At 70.7% G+C, this 17,358-nt stretch carries 18 protein-coding genes and 1 pseudogene; 10 read left to right on the plus strand and 9 right to left on the minus strand.

Annotated features, from left to right (window positions below; translation table 11 throughout):
* Window positions 1–34: 34 nt before the first annotated feature.
* Window positions 35–256: pseudogene (locus AC5L34_RS26680) on the plus strand (hypothetical protein); the annotation flags it as partial.
* Between the two features lie 49 nt (window positions 257–305).
* Entirely contained in the window at window positions 306–1,214 is a 909-nt protein-coding gene (locus tag AC5L34_RS26685) for a hypothetical protein (RefSeq protein WP_494827598.1), read from the plus strand.
* A 71-nt stretch (window positions 1,215–1,285) separates the two neighbouring features.
* Here the strand turns inward: AC5L34_RS26685 and AC5L34_RS26690 are convergent, their stop codons facing one another.
* The 3 genes from AC5L34_RS26690 to AC5L34_RS26700 form a co-directional block, all read right to left on the minus strand.
* On the minus strand, window positions 1,286–1,609 hold the full coding sequence (locus tag AC5L34_RS26690; protein ID WP_494827501.1) for a hypothetical protein: 324 nt from the start codon (window positions 1,607–1,609) through the stop codon (window positions 1,286–1,288).
* Window positions 1,606–3,855 carry an EAL domain-containing protein gene (locus AC5L34_RS26695; protein WP_494827502.1) on the minus strand — a complete coding sequence of 750 codons (2,250 nt, stop codon included), beginning with the start codon at window positions 3,853–3,855 and terminating at the stop codon, window positions 1,606–1,608. The genes AC5L34_RS26690 and AC5L34_RS26695 overlap by 4 nt, the downstream gene beginning before the upstream one ends.
* A gap of 217 nt (window positions 3,856–4,072) precedes the next feature.
* Window positions 4,073–4,651: a DUF6642 family protein gene (locus AC5L34_RS26700; protein WP_494827504.1), complete on the minus strand. Its 579-nt coding sequence runs from the start codon at window positions 4,649–4,651 to the stop codon at window positions 4,073–4,075.
* Between the two features lie 201 nt (window positions 4,652–4,852).
* On the opposite strand from AC5L34_RS26700, the gene AC5L34_RS26705 reads away from it, so the two are divergent.
* From AC5L34_RS26705 to AC5L34_RS26720, 4 genes are all read left to right on the plus strand, one after another.
* Complete coding sequence (locus tag AC5L34_RS26705; RefSeq protein ID WP_441176694.1) at window positions 4,853–5,104, plus strand: DUF7662 domain-containing protein; 252 nt, start codon at window positions 4,853–4,855, stop codon at window positions 5,102–5,104.
* A gap of 45 nt (window positions 5,105–5,149) precedes the next feature.
* Window positions 5,150–5,794, plus strand: a complete 645-nt coding sequence (locus tag AC5L34_RS26710) for an 8-oxoguanine DNA glycosylase OGG fold protein (protein ID WP_494827506.1) — start codon at window positions 5,150–5,152, stop codon at window positions 5,792–5,794.
* 174 nt (window positions 5,795–5,968) lie between these two features.
* Complete coding sequence (locus AC5L34_RS26715; protein WP_357720539.1) at window positions 5,969–6,643, plus strand: hypothetical protein; 675 nt, start codon at window positions 5,969–5,971, stop codon at window positions 6,641–6,643.
* Between the two features lie 157 nt (window positions 6,644–6,800).
* The gene (locus AC5L34_RS26720; protein ID WP_494827508.1) at window positions 6,801–7,655 is read left to right on the plus strand and encodes a hypothetical protein; all 855 of its coding nucleotides are present in this window, start codon (window positions 6,801–6,803) and stop codon (window positions 7,653–7,655) included.
* A 6-nt stretch (window positions 7,656–7,661) separates the two neighbouring features.
* On the opposite strand, the gene AC5L34_RS26725 is transcribed toward AC5L34_RS26720, so the two are convergent.
* Window positions 7,662–8,669 (minus strand): hypothetical protein, encoded by a 1,008-nt coding sequence (locus AC5L34_RS26725; RefSeq protein WP_441177922.1) that lies wholly within the window; start codon window positions 8,667–8,669, stop codon window positions 7,662–7,664.
* Between the two features lie 339 nt (window positions 8,670–9,008).
* Window positions 9,009–9,248: a winged helix-turn-helix domain-containing protein gene (locus AC5L34_RS26730; protein ID WP_357565614.1), complete on the minus strand. Its 240-nt coding sequence runs from the start codon at window positions 9,246–9,248 to the stop codon at window positions 9,009–9,011.
* Between the two features lie 315 nt (window positions 9,249–9,563).
* Between AC5L34_RS26730 and AC5L34_RS26735 the strand changes: the two genes are divergently transcribed.
* Window positions 9,564–9,857: a DivIVA domain-containing protein gene (locus tag AC5L34_RS26735; protein WP_494827510.1), complete on the plus strand. Its 294-nt coding sequence runs from the start codon at window positions 9,564–9,566 to the stop codon at window positions 9,855–9,857.
* Between the two features lie 247 nt (window positions 9,858–10,104).
* Here the strand turns inward: AC5L34_RS26735 and AC5L34_RS26740 are convergent, their stop codons facing one another.
* The gene (locus tag AC5L34_RS26740; RefSeq protein WP_494827512.1) at window positions 10,105–10,686 is read right to left on the minus strand and encodes a hypothetical protein; all 582 of its coding nucleotides are present in this window, start codon (window positions 10,684–10,686) and stop codon (window positions 10,105–10,107) included.
* Between the two features lie 171 nt (window positions 10,687–10,857).
* Between AC5L34_RS26740 and AC5L34_RS26745 the strand changes: the two genes are divergently transcribed.
* Complete coding sequence (locus AC5L34_RS26745; protein ID WP_441177931.1) at window positions 10,858–11,319, plus strand: hypothetical protein; 462 nt, start codon at window positions 10,858–10,860, stop codon at window positions 11,317–11,319.
* Between the two features lie 12 nt (window positions 11,320–11,331).
* Here AC5L34_RS26745 and AC5L34_RS26750 read toward each other — a convergent pair whose 3' ends face one another.
* Both AC5L34_RS26750 and AC5L34_RS26755 read right to left on the minus strand, forming a co-directional pair.
* The gene (locus tag AC5L34_RS26750; RefSeq protein WP_494827513.1) at window positions 11,332–12,957 is read right to left on the minus strand and encodes an ABC transporter permease; all 1,626 of its coding nucleotides are present in this window, start codon (window positions 12,955–12,957) and stop codon (window positions 11,332–11,334) included.
* Window positions 12,954–13,922, minus strand: a complete 969-nt coding sequence (locus AC5L34_RS26755) for an ABC transporter ATP-binding protein (RefSeq protein WP_494827514.1) — start codon at window positions 13,920–13,922, stop codon at window positions 12,954–12,956. The genes AC5L34_RS26750 and AC5L34_RS26755 overlap by 4 nt, the downstream gene beginning before the upstream one ends.
* Window positions 13,923–14,029: 107 nt before the next feature.
* On the opposite strand from AC5L34_RS26755, the gene AC5L34_RS26760 reads away from it, so the two are divergent.
* The gene (locus AC5L34_RS26760) at window positions 14,030–14,863 is read left to right on the plus strand and encodes a TetR family transcriptional regulator (RefSeq protein ID WP_441177916.1); all 834 of its coding nucleotides are present in this window, start codon (window positions 14,030–14,032) and stop codon (window positions 14,861–14,863) included.
* A gap of 45 nt (window positions 14,864–14,908) precedes the next feature.
* Here AC5L34_RS26760 and AC5L34_RS26765 read toward each other — a convergent pair whose 3' ends face one another.
* Window positions 14,909–16,627, minus strand: a complete 1,719-nt coding sequence (locus tag AC5L34_RS26765; RefSeq protein WP_494827589.1) for an ABC transporter ATP-binding protein — start codon at window positions 16,625–16,627, stop codon at window positions 14,909–14,911.
* A gap of 153 nt (window positions 16,628–16,780) precedes the next feature.
* Between AC5L34_RS26765 and AC5L34_RS26770 the strand changes: the two genes are divergently transcribed.
* Window positions 16,781–17,218 (plus strand): MarR family winged helix-turn-helix transcriptional regulator, encoded by a 438-nt coding sequence (locus AC5L34_RS26770; protein ID WP_441177915.1) that lies wholly within the window; start codon window positions 16,781–16,783, stop codon window positions 17,216–17,218.
* Window positions 17,219–17,358 lie beyond the last annotated feature (140 nt).

The raw sequence follows: 17,358 nt of genomic DNA on the forward strand, positions 1-17,358 counted from the left end.
GGAGACCTCTTCAGTTATCGATCACCGCCACGCCGTGACCCCACCCGACCAACACCCACTTACGAAACGCGCCCTAGCCCTCGACAAGAGTCTCATCGCGGTCGGCTGGTCGGCTGCGGGAGATCTAAACGAAACCGCGTCCGCCACGGAGATCCGCGAGCGCGTCCGGGCCGCCTACCCGGATGTCGAGCGGCGCACGGTGGAGAACTACGCCATCCAACTGGTCGCGTTTCGAACGAAGATGTCCGAGGGTGACATCGTGCTCTTCCCTCCGACGGGCCAGCCCCGACGTCGCTGTCGGCCGGGTGACCGGGCCCTACGAGTACCGGACCGACCTTCCCTCGGGAATCCGCCACGCGCGGGCCGTGCGGTGGTCCCGCACCGACATTCCTCGGGCGTCGGTGGAACGGGAAGTGCTCGCTCTACCGTCGCTGACCACCGTCTACCGGATCAACCAGGCCGACAGCGTCGCCCGACTCGAGCGGCTTCTGGGGTTCGACGCACCGGCGACGGTGCTCGCCGACGAGCCTGTCACCACCGCCCCACTCGGCCACGACGACGACTCCGCACCGTTCAAGAACCTGCGGCGGAACCTGGACTACGCACGTAGCCTCGCCACCGCAGGCCAACACCTGGACCAGCTCAAGGTGGGGGCGTTCGAGGTCTCGGACGTGTTCCGGGCAGCCTGGGTGCAGAGCGTCGCCGCACTGGACCACTGGGTCCGACAGGAGATCAGGGCACGGATGCTGGAGTTGGTCGCGCAGCCCACGGCCCAGAAGCCCAGAGCGTTCTTGGCCTTCCAGATCTCGCTCGGCCTGGTCGAGCAGGTCCAGCTCGGCACGAAGACGCTCGTGGAGGCCCTCGACCAGCAGTTGCGCGATCAGGGCCACCTCGTCTACCAGAACCCGGACAAGATCCGCGAAGGCTTCGGTCTCGTCCACGACGTCAAGGGCTTCTGGGACCGGGTGGCGCGGGTGCTCACCGAACAGAGCGGTGACGGCGTCACCTGCACCGGCAAGGACGTGCAGGAGCAGCTCCGGCAGATCGTGCAGCGCCGCCACAAGATCGCCCACGAGTACGACGAGGATCCTGAGGGTCCCAATCAGAAGCGCCCGATCGACGGGGCCGGCGCCACGCAGACGATCGACTACATCGAGCAGGTCGCCGCTGCGATACTGGAGGTCCTCAACACGCCCGAGCCTGCCGCTGGGTGAGGCGCACCATTGTCAAGCGCTGCCGGGTCTGCCGGCCTTCGCCACGCCGCTCCGAACGCCTCGGGCTGTGGTCAGTCCTCGCCGTCGAGAAGCGGGCGAAGCTGATCGAGCAGGTTTGCCCGGCTGACATTGCGTGGCAGGTCGATCTTCAGGTCGATGTCCGGTCCCTTGACTGTCAGGACGACCGAGGGCCGAGAATCCCGCAATCGCCAGTTGCGGATCGCGGCGGCCAGGGCTCCCAAATGCGGCTGAAGCGCCGCGAGGGTAGCGAGGTTCGCCAGTACGGCGACGCCCTCGATGGCGAGGGTCACCGCCGACACGTCCCGGACGCCCTCGTAGGGCAGGTCGAGTTCGTCGAAGACCTCGGCCGGCAACAACATTCTGATGCTCGTCACTTCTCACCTCTCACCAGACTGGCGATCTGCTCACGGATTGGCTCCTCCAAGTCGTGCAGCGACGTTGACGCCGAGTTCCCGCAGAAGAAACCCTGCACATGGTGGATTCCCAGGTCGTAGATCTGCTTGAGGCTGATCGGCGCCGCGTCGTCGTAGCCCTCGACGATGACGGGCCGTGGGGTGTGCGCGTGCCCGAGGTCGGTAGCGTGCCGGGCCACCCGCGCCACCAGCGCGAGTTCCTCCATGGCCAAGGGATGGTGGAGCACCGCGCGGTCGACTTTGATCTGGGTCAGCGGCAGCTCCGCCATCCGGGCCAGCGAGGCGTACCCGACGCCGAAGTCGTCGACGGCGAAGGTGATCCGGAGGTCCCGCGCCAGGGTGGTCAGCCGACGGTGGAAGTAGGCAAGCGGTTCCTGCAGCCACCGCTCACCCGGCCCGGGCTCGATGGCATCCTGTTCGGAAATCTCCAGCGTGAGGGTCCGCGGGTTCATGTCGGCCTCGATGAGGGCCTTGCTCACCTGGGCCAGGTATGCGTCGCTGAGCAGCGAGCGGACGGCGACGTTGACCGATAACGGCTTCGTGCCCTGGTACGAGGCGGCGGCGTCCGCGGCGTCGTAGGAGTGGATCGCCTTGGTGAGCAGAAGGGCGTCCCGTTCGATGATGAAGCGGTCGCCCCAGGCGTACGCCATCTGCAGGGCGCTGAGCGGAGCGCGGGTCTCGTGGTCCCCGCGGCGCGCAAGTGCCTCGAAGCTCTGGATGCTCACGCCCGTCCGCCGCAGGGCCAGCTCGACGACGGGCTGGAACACCATGAACATGGAGCCGACCAGCTTCTGATAGAGGCTGAAGGCGTACTCGTAGAGGTTCAGCGGCAGCCGGCCGAAGGCGGTCCGTAGCGCGGTCATCACCCGCATCTCGGCGTGGATCGGGTCGCCGAGGAAGTTGGCGTCGCACATCGCCCGCAGCATCACGGCGAGCGGCTCCCCCATGTCGAGCAGCGCAGGAGCTGGATCGACCACGGTCAACGCCAGGACCTTGTCGTCCTCGTGGAGGAGCGGGACGCAGAGAATCCGACGACCCGCGTCGTTCGAGACGATGTGGCCGGGCATCCCAGTCCGATACTTGATGGCATCGGCGGAGCTGAGCTCCAACAACGGCCGCAGCTCCTCCTTGTCAAAGCGCGGAGTCGCGTTGACCACACGAATGGCGGTGCCGGAGAACTCCACCACCGCTACCGACTCGGCCCCCAGGGCGTACCGCATGATCTCCACCCGGTCGGCGTATCCGGTCTGCTGCGGCGACTGCACCGGGCGGGTCTCCGACCGGAACACCCGGCCGAGAAGCTGCAGGATGGAGCTGGACTGGTCTTCGAGCGGGCTCTTGCAGGGCCGCGTGGTGCCCGGGTTGGCCGGTGAACTGAGCGACTGGCGGTCGTGTCGGGATACCGGCGGCTGCGCCAGCACGGTGGTCGGACCCCACATTTGCACGAGCTGGACCGGCGGCGGTTCGATCCCCTGCTCGGCCACGAATGTCGCCATCTGCCCGAACGACACGCGCCCGCCGTCGTCAGCGGCCTCACCGCGCAGCGCGCGCAGCAGATGGTGGGTCAGGACCCCGTGGCCGTACTCCTCGCTCTCCCTGGCGGCGGAGCCGCTCCGGCAGGCGAGCAGGGCGCTGTGCCGGTCGATCTGGGTGCGGTAGGTCTGCATCGCCTCCGCGTGGCGAAGGTCTGCGTCGAGGTAGACCCCCGCCTGGCAGCAGTCGAGAATGAGGAAGGACGCGCCGGCGAAGGTCTCGAAGACGTCCCGTTTGAGGTAGGTCATCCGCAGGCCGTTGTCCGGCTCGCGTCGGAGGCCGTCCGGGTCGAGGTCCGCCGTGACGAGGTATGCGTCGAGCTGGTTGCTCCACTCGGGCACCAGTGCGTGACCGGCGAAGTACACCAGCAGCACGTCGGAGGGACCCGAGTCCAGCGCCAGTTCGCGAAGCTTGGTCTTGATGCCGTGCCAGTCGGCGTCTGCGCCGATGTACATGGTGACGTCGCCGTCGTCGAAGGTCCCGATCGTCTCGTCGAGCAGCATGCCCCGGATCGCCTGGGCGTCGGCCTCCGCGTAGCGCAGCGCCGGCAGGTGTACGTCGCGCCCGCCCTGGTTCACCCCGATCAGGACCGCCCGCCGTCTGCTCGGTGCCATCCGTAACCCCCATACGATGATCCGTCCGCGCTTACGTCGCGAAATCAGAGCAGCGCTCACAGTGACACTATCGACTCTCCCAGGGATGTTGATCTGACCGCCGAGTCAGATACCCGTCGTTGTCGATCAGCCGTCGTCGTGCCTCGACACGGCAGGATGAGTCAATGCGAGCTTGGGGGGCCGGAGTTCGGACCCAGTGCAGCGCTCGACCGGCGATCAGCCGTTCAGGTGCTCTCCCTGTCGGAGGTGCCGGCACGGGCCCGCGCCGTAGGCGTGACTACGTCGACCGGCCGTTCGGGTAGACGATGCGGAACCCGAGGTGCTGCGCCAACGGCGCCCATCGCGGTGACTTTACGAGCCGTTCGACGCTGTCAATCCTGACGCCGTTGACCATGTTGTTCAGGACGACCGTTTCGAACGCCGCAGACTCGATCCAGTCGATGTCCTTCGTAAACCCGCACAGCATCGCCGCTTTGGTCTCTCGCAGGAACTCGCCGAGGGTCGTAGCGGAGGCCCGCAGTGCCGAGCAGCTTCCGAAGTGGAGGCGCTTGCCATCACACTGGCCCGACACCCAGCTGGCGATCTCCGACAGCCCGACGGTGTGTGAGTCGGAGAGCTGCAAACGGGTTGGCGCCCCGTGCAGCGCGAAGAAACCTACCCGGTAGGCGGAGTACTTGCGAGACAGCCACCGCTCCAGGTAGTAGCGGAGCTCCTGGGGGGTGGCGGTGTCGCGGTGAATAAACCGGATGCTGCCCAGCCGGTCGAGCAATTCGAGGGTCGGCAGCACCGAGCCTCGCTCCGCGAGGTCGTCGGCCCATTGGCCCTCAAAGCAGAAGACACCACCCGGCTTCGCCACGTCTTCTCCCCTCGTTGGTACCAGGTGCTGACCTTAGCGAAGCCGATCAGCTTTCGTGTACCGCTGACGGTCACGGTTCGGACGCCGGCGGCGGCACTGGTCGAACCAATCGGACGAAGCCTGCAGGCGCTGCTTTCAATACGCTCCATCTTCATCCGCGCGTGCAGAGCAGCGATCTCGACACAGTTTGATGGAGACCACGTGTCCAAGTACGACGCTCTGCGAGATCACCTTCGGCGGCGGACAAGCGAGGTACGGTACCCGCTCGACGAAGTTTCAGAACTGGTGCCGGGTGGGCTACCCCAATCGGCCTACCGGTACGAGGCGTGGTGGGCCAACGGCGACCAGACACATCCGCACAGCCGGGCCTGGGGAGACGCCGGCTTCACCGCTCATCCCGACCTCACCCGCCGAGCAGTGAGATTCGTGCCGAAGCCGAGGGCGTCGCGGTGACAAGCGAGCCAGCGTGTGCGCCGTTTGCGGGAGAACCTCCCTCGCGTGAGACGTACATCCTCAACCACGGGTTCCAGTTCAATCCTGAGGCCTGGCGGCGACGGTTGCCGGACTCGACTCGACCTGCCGGCCTGGTTAGAGGACCGCCCTCGGCTCGGCCGCTGGCCACGCATCACACGCGGGGACCTGCTGCAGGCGGGCACCGCCGCACACACCGGCCGCGCGGCCATCGACATTCTGATCGGGGCGTACGTATGGGGTAGCGGGCTGCCCGGCGGGCGAGGGCCGGCCCGCCTGCGCAAAGTGTTCGATCTCAACAACGGTGACACGGAGCGGCACCTCGGTAAGGCACTCCAGGTCTTGCGGAGTAAGGGACCTGAGGCGGCATACGCGGCCCTCCATCACGGCGGTGACTACAGGCTGAAGCGGCTGGGTCCATCCTTCTTCACCAAGCTGCTCTACTTCCTCGGCTGGGACTCGACGGCGGGCGACCACCGTCCCCTGATCCTGGACCAGTACGTGGTGATCGGCATGAACCGCTGCCGGGGCACGAGTTGGCGACCGCTTGGTCCCTGGAGCGCGGCCGAATACGGCGAGTACCTAACCTGGACTCACGAAAGAGCGAGTGGCTGGGGCGGCGGGACCGAGCCGGATGTCGTGGAGCGGACGGTTTGGGAGCACGGTCGATGAGGCCTGCTGCGAACACCGGCGGTACGGACCGCTCCCGCTCCTTTCCCACGCGCGTGTACTGACCCGAGTTGCCTATCAAGCAGTCATCATCATACAGACGCAACAACCTCGTCAGATTGGCCGACAAACGTAGGCTGTGCCGGCCACTCGCCACAAGCAAGGACTCCAATGCACTTGAGCCGTACCGTCACGATCCTCGCGACCGCCGTCACCGCGGCAATCACCCTGGCTGCCTGCGGCGGTGATGGTGGCGGAGCCGAGCCGCCTCCAACTCCCAGTGCTTCCGCGCCGGCCACCGGTCCCACGGCTTCACCGGCCGCGGCTACCTACAAGCGGCTCGACAAGGCGGCCCTCACCCAGGCACTGCTGCCGCTGAAGTCGATGCCGGCGGGCTACAGCGAGGCGCCGGACGAGGAGGACGACGGTAGCGACAAGACGTTCTGCAACTACCGGCAGCCCCACACCGCCAAGGTCGAGGTATCCCGGTCGTACCAGAAGGGCGGTGGCCTGAACACCGAGGTCGCCGTGGTGACGCTACGGCAATACGGCAGTGCCGATCAGGCCAAGGCGTCGTTCGACAAGCTGGCGGAGGTGCTGCAGACCTGCCGCAAGGACACTCTGAACGGTCAGAAGGTGACGTACGCGCTGATGAACCTACCGGAGACGGGCGAAGCCAGTCTGGGCGTCCGCATCGAGATGGACAACGGCACGGTGCTGCAAGGCTTCGCTCTCGTCGGCCCGGTCATGATCTCGACGGGTGCTGGCGGCTTGATGAGCGCGGACGCGGACGTAGTGGCCAGCCTGCTCGGCAAGCAGGTGGATCGGTACTCGGCCGCAGCCCTCGCGTAGCACCGCGAGAGCCCACACGTCGGTCCGGGCAAGTGAGTCCCCGACGTGCGAGTGTCGAACTGGCGACAGATTCACCACCGCCCATGACCCACAATCGAGCACCAGCCGCTGCCATCACGGAGGAACCGAAGTCTCCCCGCAGAGAGGTCGTAGCAGCATGACCGGTGAGGTCTCCCCCCGGCGGCAGAACCTCAACACCCTCGCGATCACGTTGCTCGGCGTCCTTGTCGCAGGCGCATTGACGTACGCCTGCGCGCCGATCAACAAGCAGCAGGAGGACAAGGCGACCGACCCGCTGCATCTCGGGGAACCGCCGTTCCACGTCAGCGTCCGCGAGGCGTTCCACGAGGCTGACGACGGTGTCGCGTGGGTGTTCCCGACGGTGCTGCCACTGAAGGCGTTCTCCTTCATCGACGCCTCGCCGGCCCCAGGCCAGAGCCTCGAAGAGCGCCTGGCGGAGAAAGACCGGCGCCTCACCGCACTCGGCGGCACGCGGGTCGGCTGGATCTGCGCCGCGGATTGCGTCTCCGTCTCGCGCTACCGGCTGACCCTCACCGGCAATCGGAAGCAGCCGGTGCACATCGAATCCATGCGGGCCCGGATTCGGTCGGAACAGCCGGCACCGTCCGGGACGCGGCTGGTGAACCCGCCGGACGGCGGCGGACCCGTCGACGTCGTCTACTTCGACCTGGACTCCCCGCGCAAGGACGCCCTCACGGCCGACAGGGACGGCAAGCCGACCGGTCGGGTGTTCACCGATGTGGAGAACCGGTTCGCGGCGGAGGGAGAACCGCTGGTCTTCGAGCTGGTCGGCGCGACCCGCCGCCCGGTCCGCTACGAATGGGAGCTCGTGCTGGAGGTCACCCAGGACGGCCGCCGGGAGACGGTGGTCGTGGACCTGGGGTCGGGAAAACCGTTCCAGACCGTCGGCTGGCGCGCGGTGTCCAAGTACGGCGTGACCTACGGCCGCGACCCGAAGTCCGGGAACTCCCTCGTCGAGCTTGATTGGTGAGCCGCGCTACGGCCGCCCCGCGTAGTGCACGAACGCGACCTCGTAGGGTTGAAGTGCGGGATCGCCGCCGACGTCGAGGGGATCGACGAGACGCACCGTCCAGTATGGGTCTGTGCGGGAGATCAGGGGTTCATCGGCCACCTGCACCATAATCCCGCGGCCGCTGCAGTAGTACCAGGCGGTGAGCGGGCCTGGCCACGACGGGGCCGGGCCGCCCCACCGCCTGGTGCACTTGGTGCCATCTCGCAGCTCGATCAGTAGCGGACCACGCCGTTCTTCTGCCGGCGGATCAGCGCTGGCGACGGGTTGCCGCATCTCGTACCGGATCAACTGGTTGGTGCCCGGTCTTCCGCAGAGCACCTTGGTGCGGTCCGGCTCGACCCAGCAGGCGTGCGCGCCGAGCACGAACGGCAGGCACGAGACGATGTCCGGTGCGGTCGCCGAATAGGCCGGGAAGCACTCGTCCGGCTGCTGACTTCCGACTTCGGTGACCTGGTAGCCCGGCGCCGGTCGGCCGTCCCGGGTGACCGGCACGAACTGGACCACTTCGGTGCGGGCGGCCGGAGCGGGGGTGCGGGTGGTGCCGCTCAGCTCCGTGCACGCCGCGCTCGCCTGGAGGTCATGCTCGCTGGACGTGGTGACACAGACCACGGCATCCGCGGGCTGGGGAGCCGCCGTACAGACCGGAACACCGGCGCCCTCACGGCAGCCCCAGTAGAGCAGGGAGATTCCCGGCGAGACCACCCCGGTCAGCGCGAGCGCCCGCAGGGGTTCGCCTGGCTCCTGCATCACCCGCACGACCGGCAGGCACTCGCCGAGCACCGCCGCCTCGACGCACCCCCCGTCCCGCTCCCCCGCGACGGAGATCTCGGCGGCGGAGGAGGTGAAGACCACCCGTACGGGCAGCAGTTCGGGCTGCGGCCTCTCGCGCAGCAGCCGGGCACCGACACCACCGGCAACGCCGACGAGAACGACAGCCAGGAGCAGCACCAGCGAACGCGGCCGACGTGCCATGGTCATCCCCCTACGCGTCAGTCAGGCGTGCACCCCGTCGCACCGCGCTGACCGCGACAGTCGTGCGGCCCGACAGCTCCATCCACCTGTGCGATCCGGCAACCCCGCGTACCGCTACGAACCTCGCCCGGCGGCACCGACTTTCCGCCATCACGAAGTCAGTCGCGCCGGCCAGCCGGGGCGATCGCCGTGACGTCCGCTCCCCCAATTCCGAGAGCCGGCATCGAGTTTCCCGCCCCAGGGTGAGACTGACAGTCGCAATGCCATCGGCACTGTCGGCTACCCGTCACCACGAAGACGACTGGTCCGGTCGAGCGCCGAGCCGGCCAGCCCCGCTGCCTACGGCTCCCGCATCCAGGTCTTCGGGTCCGTGACGAAGACACCCTTGCCCTGCTGCCGGCGGATCACCCGCAACGCCTCCAGCCGGGCGTAGGCCATCTGCACGGTCCCGTGACTGACGCCGTAGTTCTGACGCAGCTCGGCAATCGAGGGCAGCCTGTCCCCTGGCTTCAACTTCTTGGATCTGACGTCGGCGATCACATCGTCGGCGATGCGCCAATAGTCCGGCACTTCTCGCATGGCACTCCTCGCGTGGCAATCCGATTCGATCACACCGCGACGCGCCTAACAAGCAACGTTGACTCATCTGACATGTCTAGCTATGTTGGTTCCAGGCCGGTCCTCGCGTGGCATCGAGTTCGGCTCATCCCCTGGTCTGGGCGGGTGTCCATGCCCGTCCCGGCCCTGTCCGGCTGCTCTGCTGTCGTACCGCTGGATCGGGCTGCGGCGGCCGAGCGGGCGGGTCGTCCGCGACCCCCGCGCGGGCGACCCGCCCTTCCAGACCCCACCGCGCGGAGCCTGCGCGCTCCCGCCTGCCCTGGAGAGAGGGTCGTCGTGGCTCAGGTGTATCGAGGCGGCCAGCCCTACCCGGCCGGCTACCCGGGCCGGTTGACGCCGCACGAGGTGCGGACCCGCGAGTTCGTTGCACGCCGGCGCGGCGTCGACCCCGTGGAGGTACGCGAGTTCCAGGCCCGGGTCTCCGACGAACTGGCCATGCTCAACGAGACGGTACGGCTGCTCAGCCAGGAGAACGACCGCATCAAGCGGGCGCTGCGCGACTGGCAGACCATGCACGCGCGGCAGTGCCGGCCGCCGGAGGAGCACCACCGCAACGCCGGCCACTGGTGACCGCGCGCCCCTCCCCCGGCGACCTGCTCGTCGTCGACGGCCGGGCCTCGGTGCAGTTCGCCGGCGACCGCGCCCTGACCTTCCGCGTCGTCTCGGTCTGCGACCAACCGACGTACGCCGGCTGGATCTGGCTGACCGGCTACGTCCTGAACCGGCGCGGCGCGGCGACCGACAAGCGCGAGATCTACGTCCAACTCGCCGGCCTAAGTAAAGAACCTCCGGTCGCGTTCAACGGTCAGCCTGAGGCCTATGAGGACGTCTCCGGCGTACGCACCGACGCCCGGCTTGCCCGGATCTCGTCAAGCCTCGGTTCGAGCGCCCTGGCCTGGGCGACGGAACCGCCACGGACGCCGAGGCCGCCACGGGCCGCAAGGTAGAAGAGGTCGCGCGCCTCATTGGCCCTTTGCAGCAGGTCGGCCGGGTCGTCGTCCTGGCGGAGCCCACGGGCAACCATCTCGATCCCCCACACGGCGTCCCGCCAGTCGCGTGCCGCCGACACCGTCGCCGCGTCCCCGAGCAGCAGGAGGCTCTCCCAGGCCAGCGTGCGCCGGACGTCCGCGTCGGCCAGTTGAGCGAGGCCCTCCTCCCGGTCCATCCGGTGCCCGCGCGAGTGGGGCCGCTCGTCGGCGAGCATCCGTACCGCCACAGCGTGGATCTCCTTGATCACCCGCGCGAACTCGACATACGCGTCCAGCCGTCGATCGTCCCAGCGGACGCCCTGGTTCCGCTTCCATCTGGCGCGATCGGCCACGGAGGTGGCGACGATCGTGCCGACAGTGCCGATCAGCACGCCGATGAGAGCGGGCAACTGCGCGACGATGCTTGCCATAGCTGGAGCCTGCCAGCCGGCGGCAACCGGACCGGCACCACCACGCCGGAGGTCGTACGCAGCTTGACCCTCGAGTGGGTCGAGGCCGCAGCCTGTGCGACGAGAACCGACGGCCGACTGCCGGCCCCGACCGCGAGGAGCACGGTGGACACGAACGACGCCGACGACGTCATGGCGCACATCGGCCGTGCCCTGGAGCTGGGTGCGGCGGGCGACCGTACCGCCGCACGGGAGGCCCTCACGGCGCTCTGGGACCGGATCGGCGAGGACGGGGACGCACTGCACCGGTGCACCGTCGCGCACCACCTGGCCGACCTTCAGGATGCGGTTGCGGACGAGGTGACGTGGGACCGTCGCGCGCTGGCCGCCGTAGCCGACCTCAGCGACGAGCGCGTCCAGCGGCACCACGCTTCGTTGCGGGTCCGCGCCCTGCTGCCGTCCCTGCACCTCAACCTCGCCGACGCGTACCGTCGCGCCGGTGACGTCGCCGGCGCCCGGGAGCACCTGGCGCTCGCGGCGCCCCTGGCCGCGGAGTTGCCGGACGACGGGTACGGCACGATGATCCGCGACGCGGTCACCCGGGTGGCCGCACGGCTCGACGCCGGTTCCCGGGAACCCCTCGCCGCCTCCTGACACGCGCCCCCGTCAGCTCGGGACGTCGCGGCGGCGGAAGCCGGCCATGCCGGCCGCCAGCAGCGCCGCCGCCACCGCCGTCAGCACGGCCAGCGGTAGCACCGCCGGGTCGACCGCCGGGGCCGACGGCACATGGGTGTACGGCGACAGGTTCAGCGCCGCCTGCGGCAGGTCGAGCACCGCGCCGAGCTGCCCGAGCAGCAGGAACGCGATCAGCGCCGCCCAGGAGAGCGCCACCGACCAGCGGGGCAGCAGTCCGAACAGCGCGGTCACCACTCCGACGACCACCAGCAGTGCCGGCAGCCGCACGAGTGCCGCCCCGCCCAGCTCGACGGCCCGGCCGAGCGGGTCGCCGGCGACGAGGCCGTAGCCGAGCCCGGTGGTGAGCCCGCCCAACAGCACCAGGGCGAGTGCGCCGAACGTCGCCGCGAGCACCTGGGTGACGAGCCAGCGGGTACGCCCGACCGCCGTGGCGAGCACCGCCTCCAGCAGCCCGTCCGCCTCGTCGGTGCGCGTGCGCAGCAGCGCCTGCACGACGTACGCCCCGATGGTCAGCGCGAACAGCCCCAGCATCGCCGCCAGGTACGCGTCGATCAGCCGCGCGCCGCCGCCCATGGCGCTGATGGCCTCGGCGGCGGCCGGGTTCTCCTCGATCATGGCGTTGAACTCGTCGCCGGCGATGCCCATCGAGAACCCGAGCACCGCCACCCCGATCGCCCAGCCGAGCAGCGCGCCGCGCTGCAACCGCCAGGCCAGCCCGGCGGGACTGAGCAGGCCGGGCGTGGCCGTGGCCGGCCCGCGCCGGGGCGCGACGAGCCCGGCGCCGATGTCGCGCCGCTCGGCGAGGGCGTACGCGAGCGCCACCCCGGCGACCAGCAGCGCCACGGGCAGCGCCAGCGTCCACCAACGTTCGCCGCCGAAGGCGCGCACCTGGTTGCCCCAGCCGAGCGGGGAGAGCCAGGACGGCCAGGCGCTGACCACGCGCAGGCCGCCGTCGGTCTGCTCGCCCAGCACGTCACCGGCCGCGCGGAGCAGGAAGGAGATCCCGACCGCGGCGGCGGCGAGCGCGTTGGCGCCCCGGGAGGTGACCGACAGTTGGGCGGTGACGGCGGCGACGCCGGTGAACGCCACCCCGACGCCACCGATGGCGGCGGCCGCGGCGACGGACCCGGCGAGCGGCAGCCCGGCGCCGGCCAGGGCGGCGGCGAGCAGGACGGTGGCGGCAACGTTCGCCGCGACGATCACCAGCAGGGCGGCGGTGAGCAGCGCGTACCGGCCGACGACGGAGGCGCCGAGCAGCTCCGCCCGGCCGGTCTCCTCGTTCTGCCGGGTGTGCCGGACGACCGCGAAGGTGCTCAGCAGCGCGGCGAGCAGGGCCAGCGTCACGTACGTCTCGGCGACCACCACCGCGCCCAGGTCGGTGCCGGCGATCGGCCCGTTGAACGCGCGGGCGACCAGGCTGGACGCCGACGTGCCGGCGTAGCCGACCCGGGCCGCCTCGTCCGGGTAGAACTCCTTGACGCTGCCGGCGAGGGCGTAGCCGAGCAGGGGGGTGCCGAGCACCCAGATCGCCAGCCGGACCCGGTCGCGGCGCAGCACGAGGCGGGCGAGCCGCCCGGTGCCGGTGAACGCGCTCACCGGGCACCCGCCGGCCGGTCGGCGTCGGGGCGGTGGCCGTCGGTCGGGCCGGCCGGCGCGGAGGTGCCGGCGGCGACGGCGGGGCGTTCGTCGCCGTAGTGGCGCAGGAACAGCTCCTCCAGGGTGGGCGGGGCGCTGGTCAGCGCGCGTACGCCGAAGCGGACGAGGTGCCCGAGCAACTCGTCGAGGTGGGCGGGCTCGACCTCCAGGTGGGTGCGACCGTCGACCTCGCGCACGTCGTGCAGGCCGGGCAGGGCGTCCAGGCCCGTCGCCGGCCGCGCGGTCTCGACCGTGACGGCCGTACGCGTGAGGTGGCGCAGCTCGGTGAGGGTGCCGGACTCGACGGTGCGGCCCTCGCGGATGATGCTGACCCGGTCGCAGAGCGCCTCGACCTCGGCCAGCACGTGGCTGGAGAGCAGGACGGTGGCGCCGTCGCGCTTGAGCTGGCGGACCTCGTCCTGGAACACGGCCTCCATGAGCGGGTCGAGCCCGGAGGTGGGCTCGTCGAGCACGTAGAGCTCGACGTCCGAGGCGAAGGCGGCGACGATGGCGACCTTCTGCCGGTTGCCCTTGGAGTAGGTGCGGCACTTGCGCGTCGGGTCGAGGTCGAAGCGCTCCAGCAGGTCGTCTCGGCGGCGCCGGTCGAGGCCGCCGCGCAGTTGGCCGAACAGGTCGATCGCCTCTCCGCCGGAGAGGTTGGGCCACAGGTTCACGTCGCCGGGCACGTACGCCAGGCGGCGGTGCAGGGCCACCGCGTCGCGCCACGGGTCGGCGTCGAAGACCCGCACGTCGCCCGCGTCGCGGCGCAGCAGGCCGAGCAGGACGCGGATGGTGGTGGACTTGCCGGAGCCGTTGGGGCCGAGGAAGCCGTGCACCTCCCCCGCCTCGGCCGTCAGGTCGAGCCCGTCGAGCGCGCGGACGCTGCCGAACGTCTTGACCAGGTCGTCGATGGAGATGACGGGCATGACCCCTCCTGCCGCTGGTGGTGCCAATGACCACACTGTACTGACCGATGGTCAGTCGAATCAACAGTGATGCCTCCCACCGGTCAGCGGCGGCTACGCTTGCCGCCATGACGGCGGACGCCCCCGACGACACGCGTACCCGGATCCTGCGCGCCGCGTTGGACCTGTTCGCGGAGCACGGCTACCAGCGCACCTCACTGCGCCAGATCGCGGAACGGCTGCGGCTGACCAAGGCGGCGATCCTCTACCACTTCCCCGCCAAGGAGCACCTGCTCACCGCCCTGGTCGAGCCGCTGGTGGCCGACCTGGAGGCGCTGCTCGACGCGGCCGAGGCGGGGCCGGCGGAGCGGGCCCGCTGGACGGTGCTGGAGGGCTGGGTGGACACCATGCTGACCCACCGCCGCCCGCTCGGCATGCTCTTCCACGACATCGCGCTCATCACCCGGGGCGACACCTTCCACCGTCTGATGCGCATCGCGATGCGCGCGAACGACCTGATCGCCGGGCCGGACGCCGGGCGCCGGGAGCGGGTGCGGGCGGTGCAGGCGGTCGCCGCGTGCAGCGACCCGATCGTCTTCTTCGCCGACGTGCCGGACGCGGCGCTGCGGGCGGACATGCTGGACGGCGTGCGCCGACTGCTCGGCGACCCGGTCGGCTCCGGCCCGCCCGACGGCACGGGCACGTCGGGCGGCGCGGGCACGCCGACAGCCGGTGCTGGCGCGGGCACGGCGGCCGACGGTGGCGCGGGTGCGCCGGCTTCCGGCGGTGCGGCGAGGGGCCGGCGCCGCCCCGGACGGCCCCGGGCGATGGGTCCGGAGCAGGTCGAGACGGCCCGGCGGATGTACGCCGAGGGCGGCCACTCAGCCGACGAGATCGCCGCCGCGCTCGGCGTCTCGCGGGCCACCGTCTACCGCCACCTCGACCCGGCCGTCGCAGAATAATGAGACGGTTTTCGCGACTGTTTTGAGAAGCGCGCGTCGGCCCGATCAGGCGGCGAGGGTGGCGTAGCGGCCGGCCCGCTCCAGCAGGCTGTCGTGGCTGCCGGACTCGACGATCCGGCCGTGGTCGAGCACGGCGATCTGGTCCGCGTCGCGCACGGTGGAGAGCCGGTGGGCGATCGTGATGGTGGTGCGGCCCCGGGCCACCTCGTCGAACGCCCGCTGCACGGCGCGCTCGGTCTCGGTGTCCAGCGCGCTCGTGGCCTCGTCGAGGATCAGGACGCGCGGGTCGCGCAGCAGCGTACGGGCGATCGCGAGGCGCTGCTTCTCGCCGCCGGAGAAGCGGTGCCCGCGGGAGCCGACGACGGTGTCGTAGCCGTCGGGCAGCCCGGCGATCAGGTCGTGGATCTGGGCGGCGCGGGCGGCGTCCTCGATCTGGGCGTCGGTGGCGTCCGGGCGGGCGTAGCGCAGGTTCTCCCGCACCGTGGTGTGCAGCAGGTACGTCTCCTGGCTGACCACACCGACGATCGCGGCCAGGTCGGCCAGGCGCAGGTCGCGCAGGTCGACGCCGTCGATGCTGATCCGGCCGCTCGTCGGGTCGTGCAGGCGGCTGACGAGCGCGGCCAGGGTGCTCTTGCCGGAACCCGTCTCGCCGACCAGGGCCAGGCCGGTGCCGGCCGGCACGTCGAGGGTGATCCCCGCGACGGCGGCGGTGTCGCTGCCCGGGTAGCTGAAGGTGACGTCCGTCAGGCGCAGGTCGCCCCGGACCCGGCGGGGGTCCACGTCGACCGGCTCGGCGGGATCGGCCACCTCGACGGGCAGGTCCAGGTACTCGAAGATCCGGGCGAACAGCGCCAGCGAGGCGGTGACGGAGACGCCCACGTTGAGCAGGCCCATCAGGGGGCGGAACAGCCCGCCCTGCAACGCGGTGAAGGCGACCAGGGTGCCGATGCTGAGCGTGCCGGCGGCGCCGGGCAGGCCGGCGCTGAGGTAGATGACCGCCGGGATGGCGGCGAAGACGACGCTCATGGTGGCCATCCGCCAGCGGCCGGCGAGTTCGGAGCGCAGTTCCAGGTCGACCAGGCGCTCCGACGAGGCGGCGAAGCGGGCGGCCAGGGCGGGGCCGGTGCCCAGCGTCTTGGCCAGGTGCACGCCGCTGACCGACAACCCCTCCTCGACGGTGACGTTGAGGTCGGCGAGTTCGCGCTGGCGCTGCGCGGTGATCTCACGGCGCAGGTGGGCGACGCGGCGGGTCAGCCAGATGGCCGGCGGCAGCACGACGAGGGAGACCAGGGAGAGCCGCCAGGAGAGCGCGACCATGGCCGCCGCGGTGGCGACCACCGTGGTCAGGTTGGCCGCGATCGAGGTGGCCGTCGAGGTGACCACGCTCTGCATGCCGCCGATGTCGTTGGTGATGCGCGACTGCACCTCGCCGGTGCGGGTGCGGGTGAAGAACGCCAGCGACTGCCGTTGCAGGTGGGTGAAGACGTCGGTGCGCAGCCGGTGCATGACCTGCTGGCCGACCCGGGTGGAGATCCAGGTCTGCGCCACGCCGAGCACCGAGGTCACGGCGGCGACGGCGACCATGCCGGCCACCAGCGCGACCAGCAGCGTCAGGTCGCGCTCCGGCAGGGCCCGGTCGATCACGGCGCGCAGCAGGAAGGGCGAGGCCATGGCGAGCACCGAGGAGACCACGATGATCGCGGTGACGGCGGCGAGCGCCGCCCGGTGCCGGGCGAATAGGGCGCCGATGCGCCGCAGGGACACCTGGCGGGCCTGGGCCTTCTCGGCGGCGCTGACCTTGTGTGGGCCGCGGTCGCGGCCGGCGGGGACGGGTTCCAAGGCGTACTTCCTCACGTCGGAGATGCTGAGGTTGCCTCAACATGAGGGAGCAACAGCTTTCGCTGCTACCGTATTCCCGTGACGGCAGACACGCACCGCAGCGACGACGGCGGCGAGGACGGGCTCGCCGAGACGTTCTGGGCGGTGAGCCGTCGACTGCGCCACCGCACCCGCGAGGCACTCGCGCCCTGGGACGTCACGCCCGCCCAGTCCCGGGCGCTCGGCGTACTCAACCGGCACGGCGCGCTGCGGCTCAGCGCGCTCGCCGAGCACCTGCGCATCGCCCCGCGCTCGGCCACCGAGGTCGTCGACGACCTCGAGACGCGCGGGCTCGTGCGGCGCCGGCCCGATCCGGCGGACCGGCGCGCCACCCTGGTCGCGCCGACCGAGGAGGGTACGCGCACCGGCGCCGCCATCCGCGCCGCCCGCCGGGCCGCCGCCGAGGAGCTGTTCGGGGGCCTCGCGCCCGCCGACCGGGAACAGCTCGCCCGCATCCTGCGTACGCTGCGCGACTGACGCAGCCCACCGAGCCCGCGCCCACCGGGGAGCGCAGCCGGGTCCCCACCCGGGTTTGTCGCCCCCGGCGGCGGGTACCCAGCCGCCCGTCCTGCGGACGGGACCGGGCCCCCGCGAGCGGCGGTCCGGCGCAACCACGA

This window comes from Micromonospora sp. ZG13 (assembly GCF_059359355.1).

Bases quoted from the DNA above. Each gene is read 5' to 3' on its own strand.
- AC5L34_RS26745 (WP_441177931.1), top strand. From the start codon at position 10,858: ATGGCGCACATCGGCCGTGCCCTGGAGCTGGGTGCGGCGGGCGACCGT.
- AC5L34_RS26730 (WP_357565614.1), bottom strand. From the start codon at position 9,248: ATGCGAGAAGTGCCGGACTATTGGCGCATCGCCGACGATGTGATCGCC.
- AC5L34_RS26720 (WP_494827508.1), top strand. From the start codon at position 6,801: ATGACCGGTGAGGTCTCCCCCCGGCGGCAGAACCTCAACACCCTCGCG.
- AC5L34_RS26725 (WP_441177922.1), bottom strand. From the start codon at position 8,669: ATGGCACGTCGGCCGCGTTCGCTGGTGCTGCTCCTGGCTGTCGTTCTC.
- AC5L34_RS26755 (WP_494827514.1), bottom strand. From the start codon at position 13,922: ATGCCCGTCATCTCCATCGACGACCTGGTCAAGACGTTCGGCAGCGTC.
- AC5L34_RS26760 (WP_441177916.1), top strand. From the start codon at position 14,030: ATGACGGCGGACGCCCCCGACGACACGCGTACCCGGATCCTGCGCGCC.
- AC5L34_RS26740 (WP_494827512.1), bottom strand. From the start codon at position 10,686: ATGGCAAGCATCGTCGCGCAGTTGCCCGCTCTCATCGGCGTGCTGATC.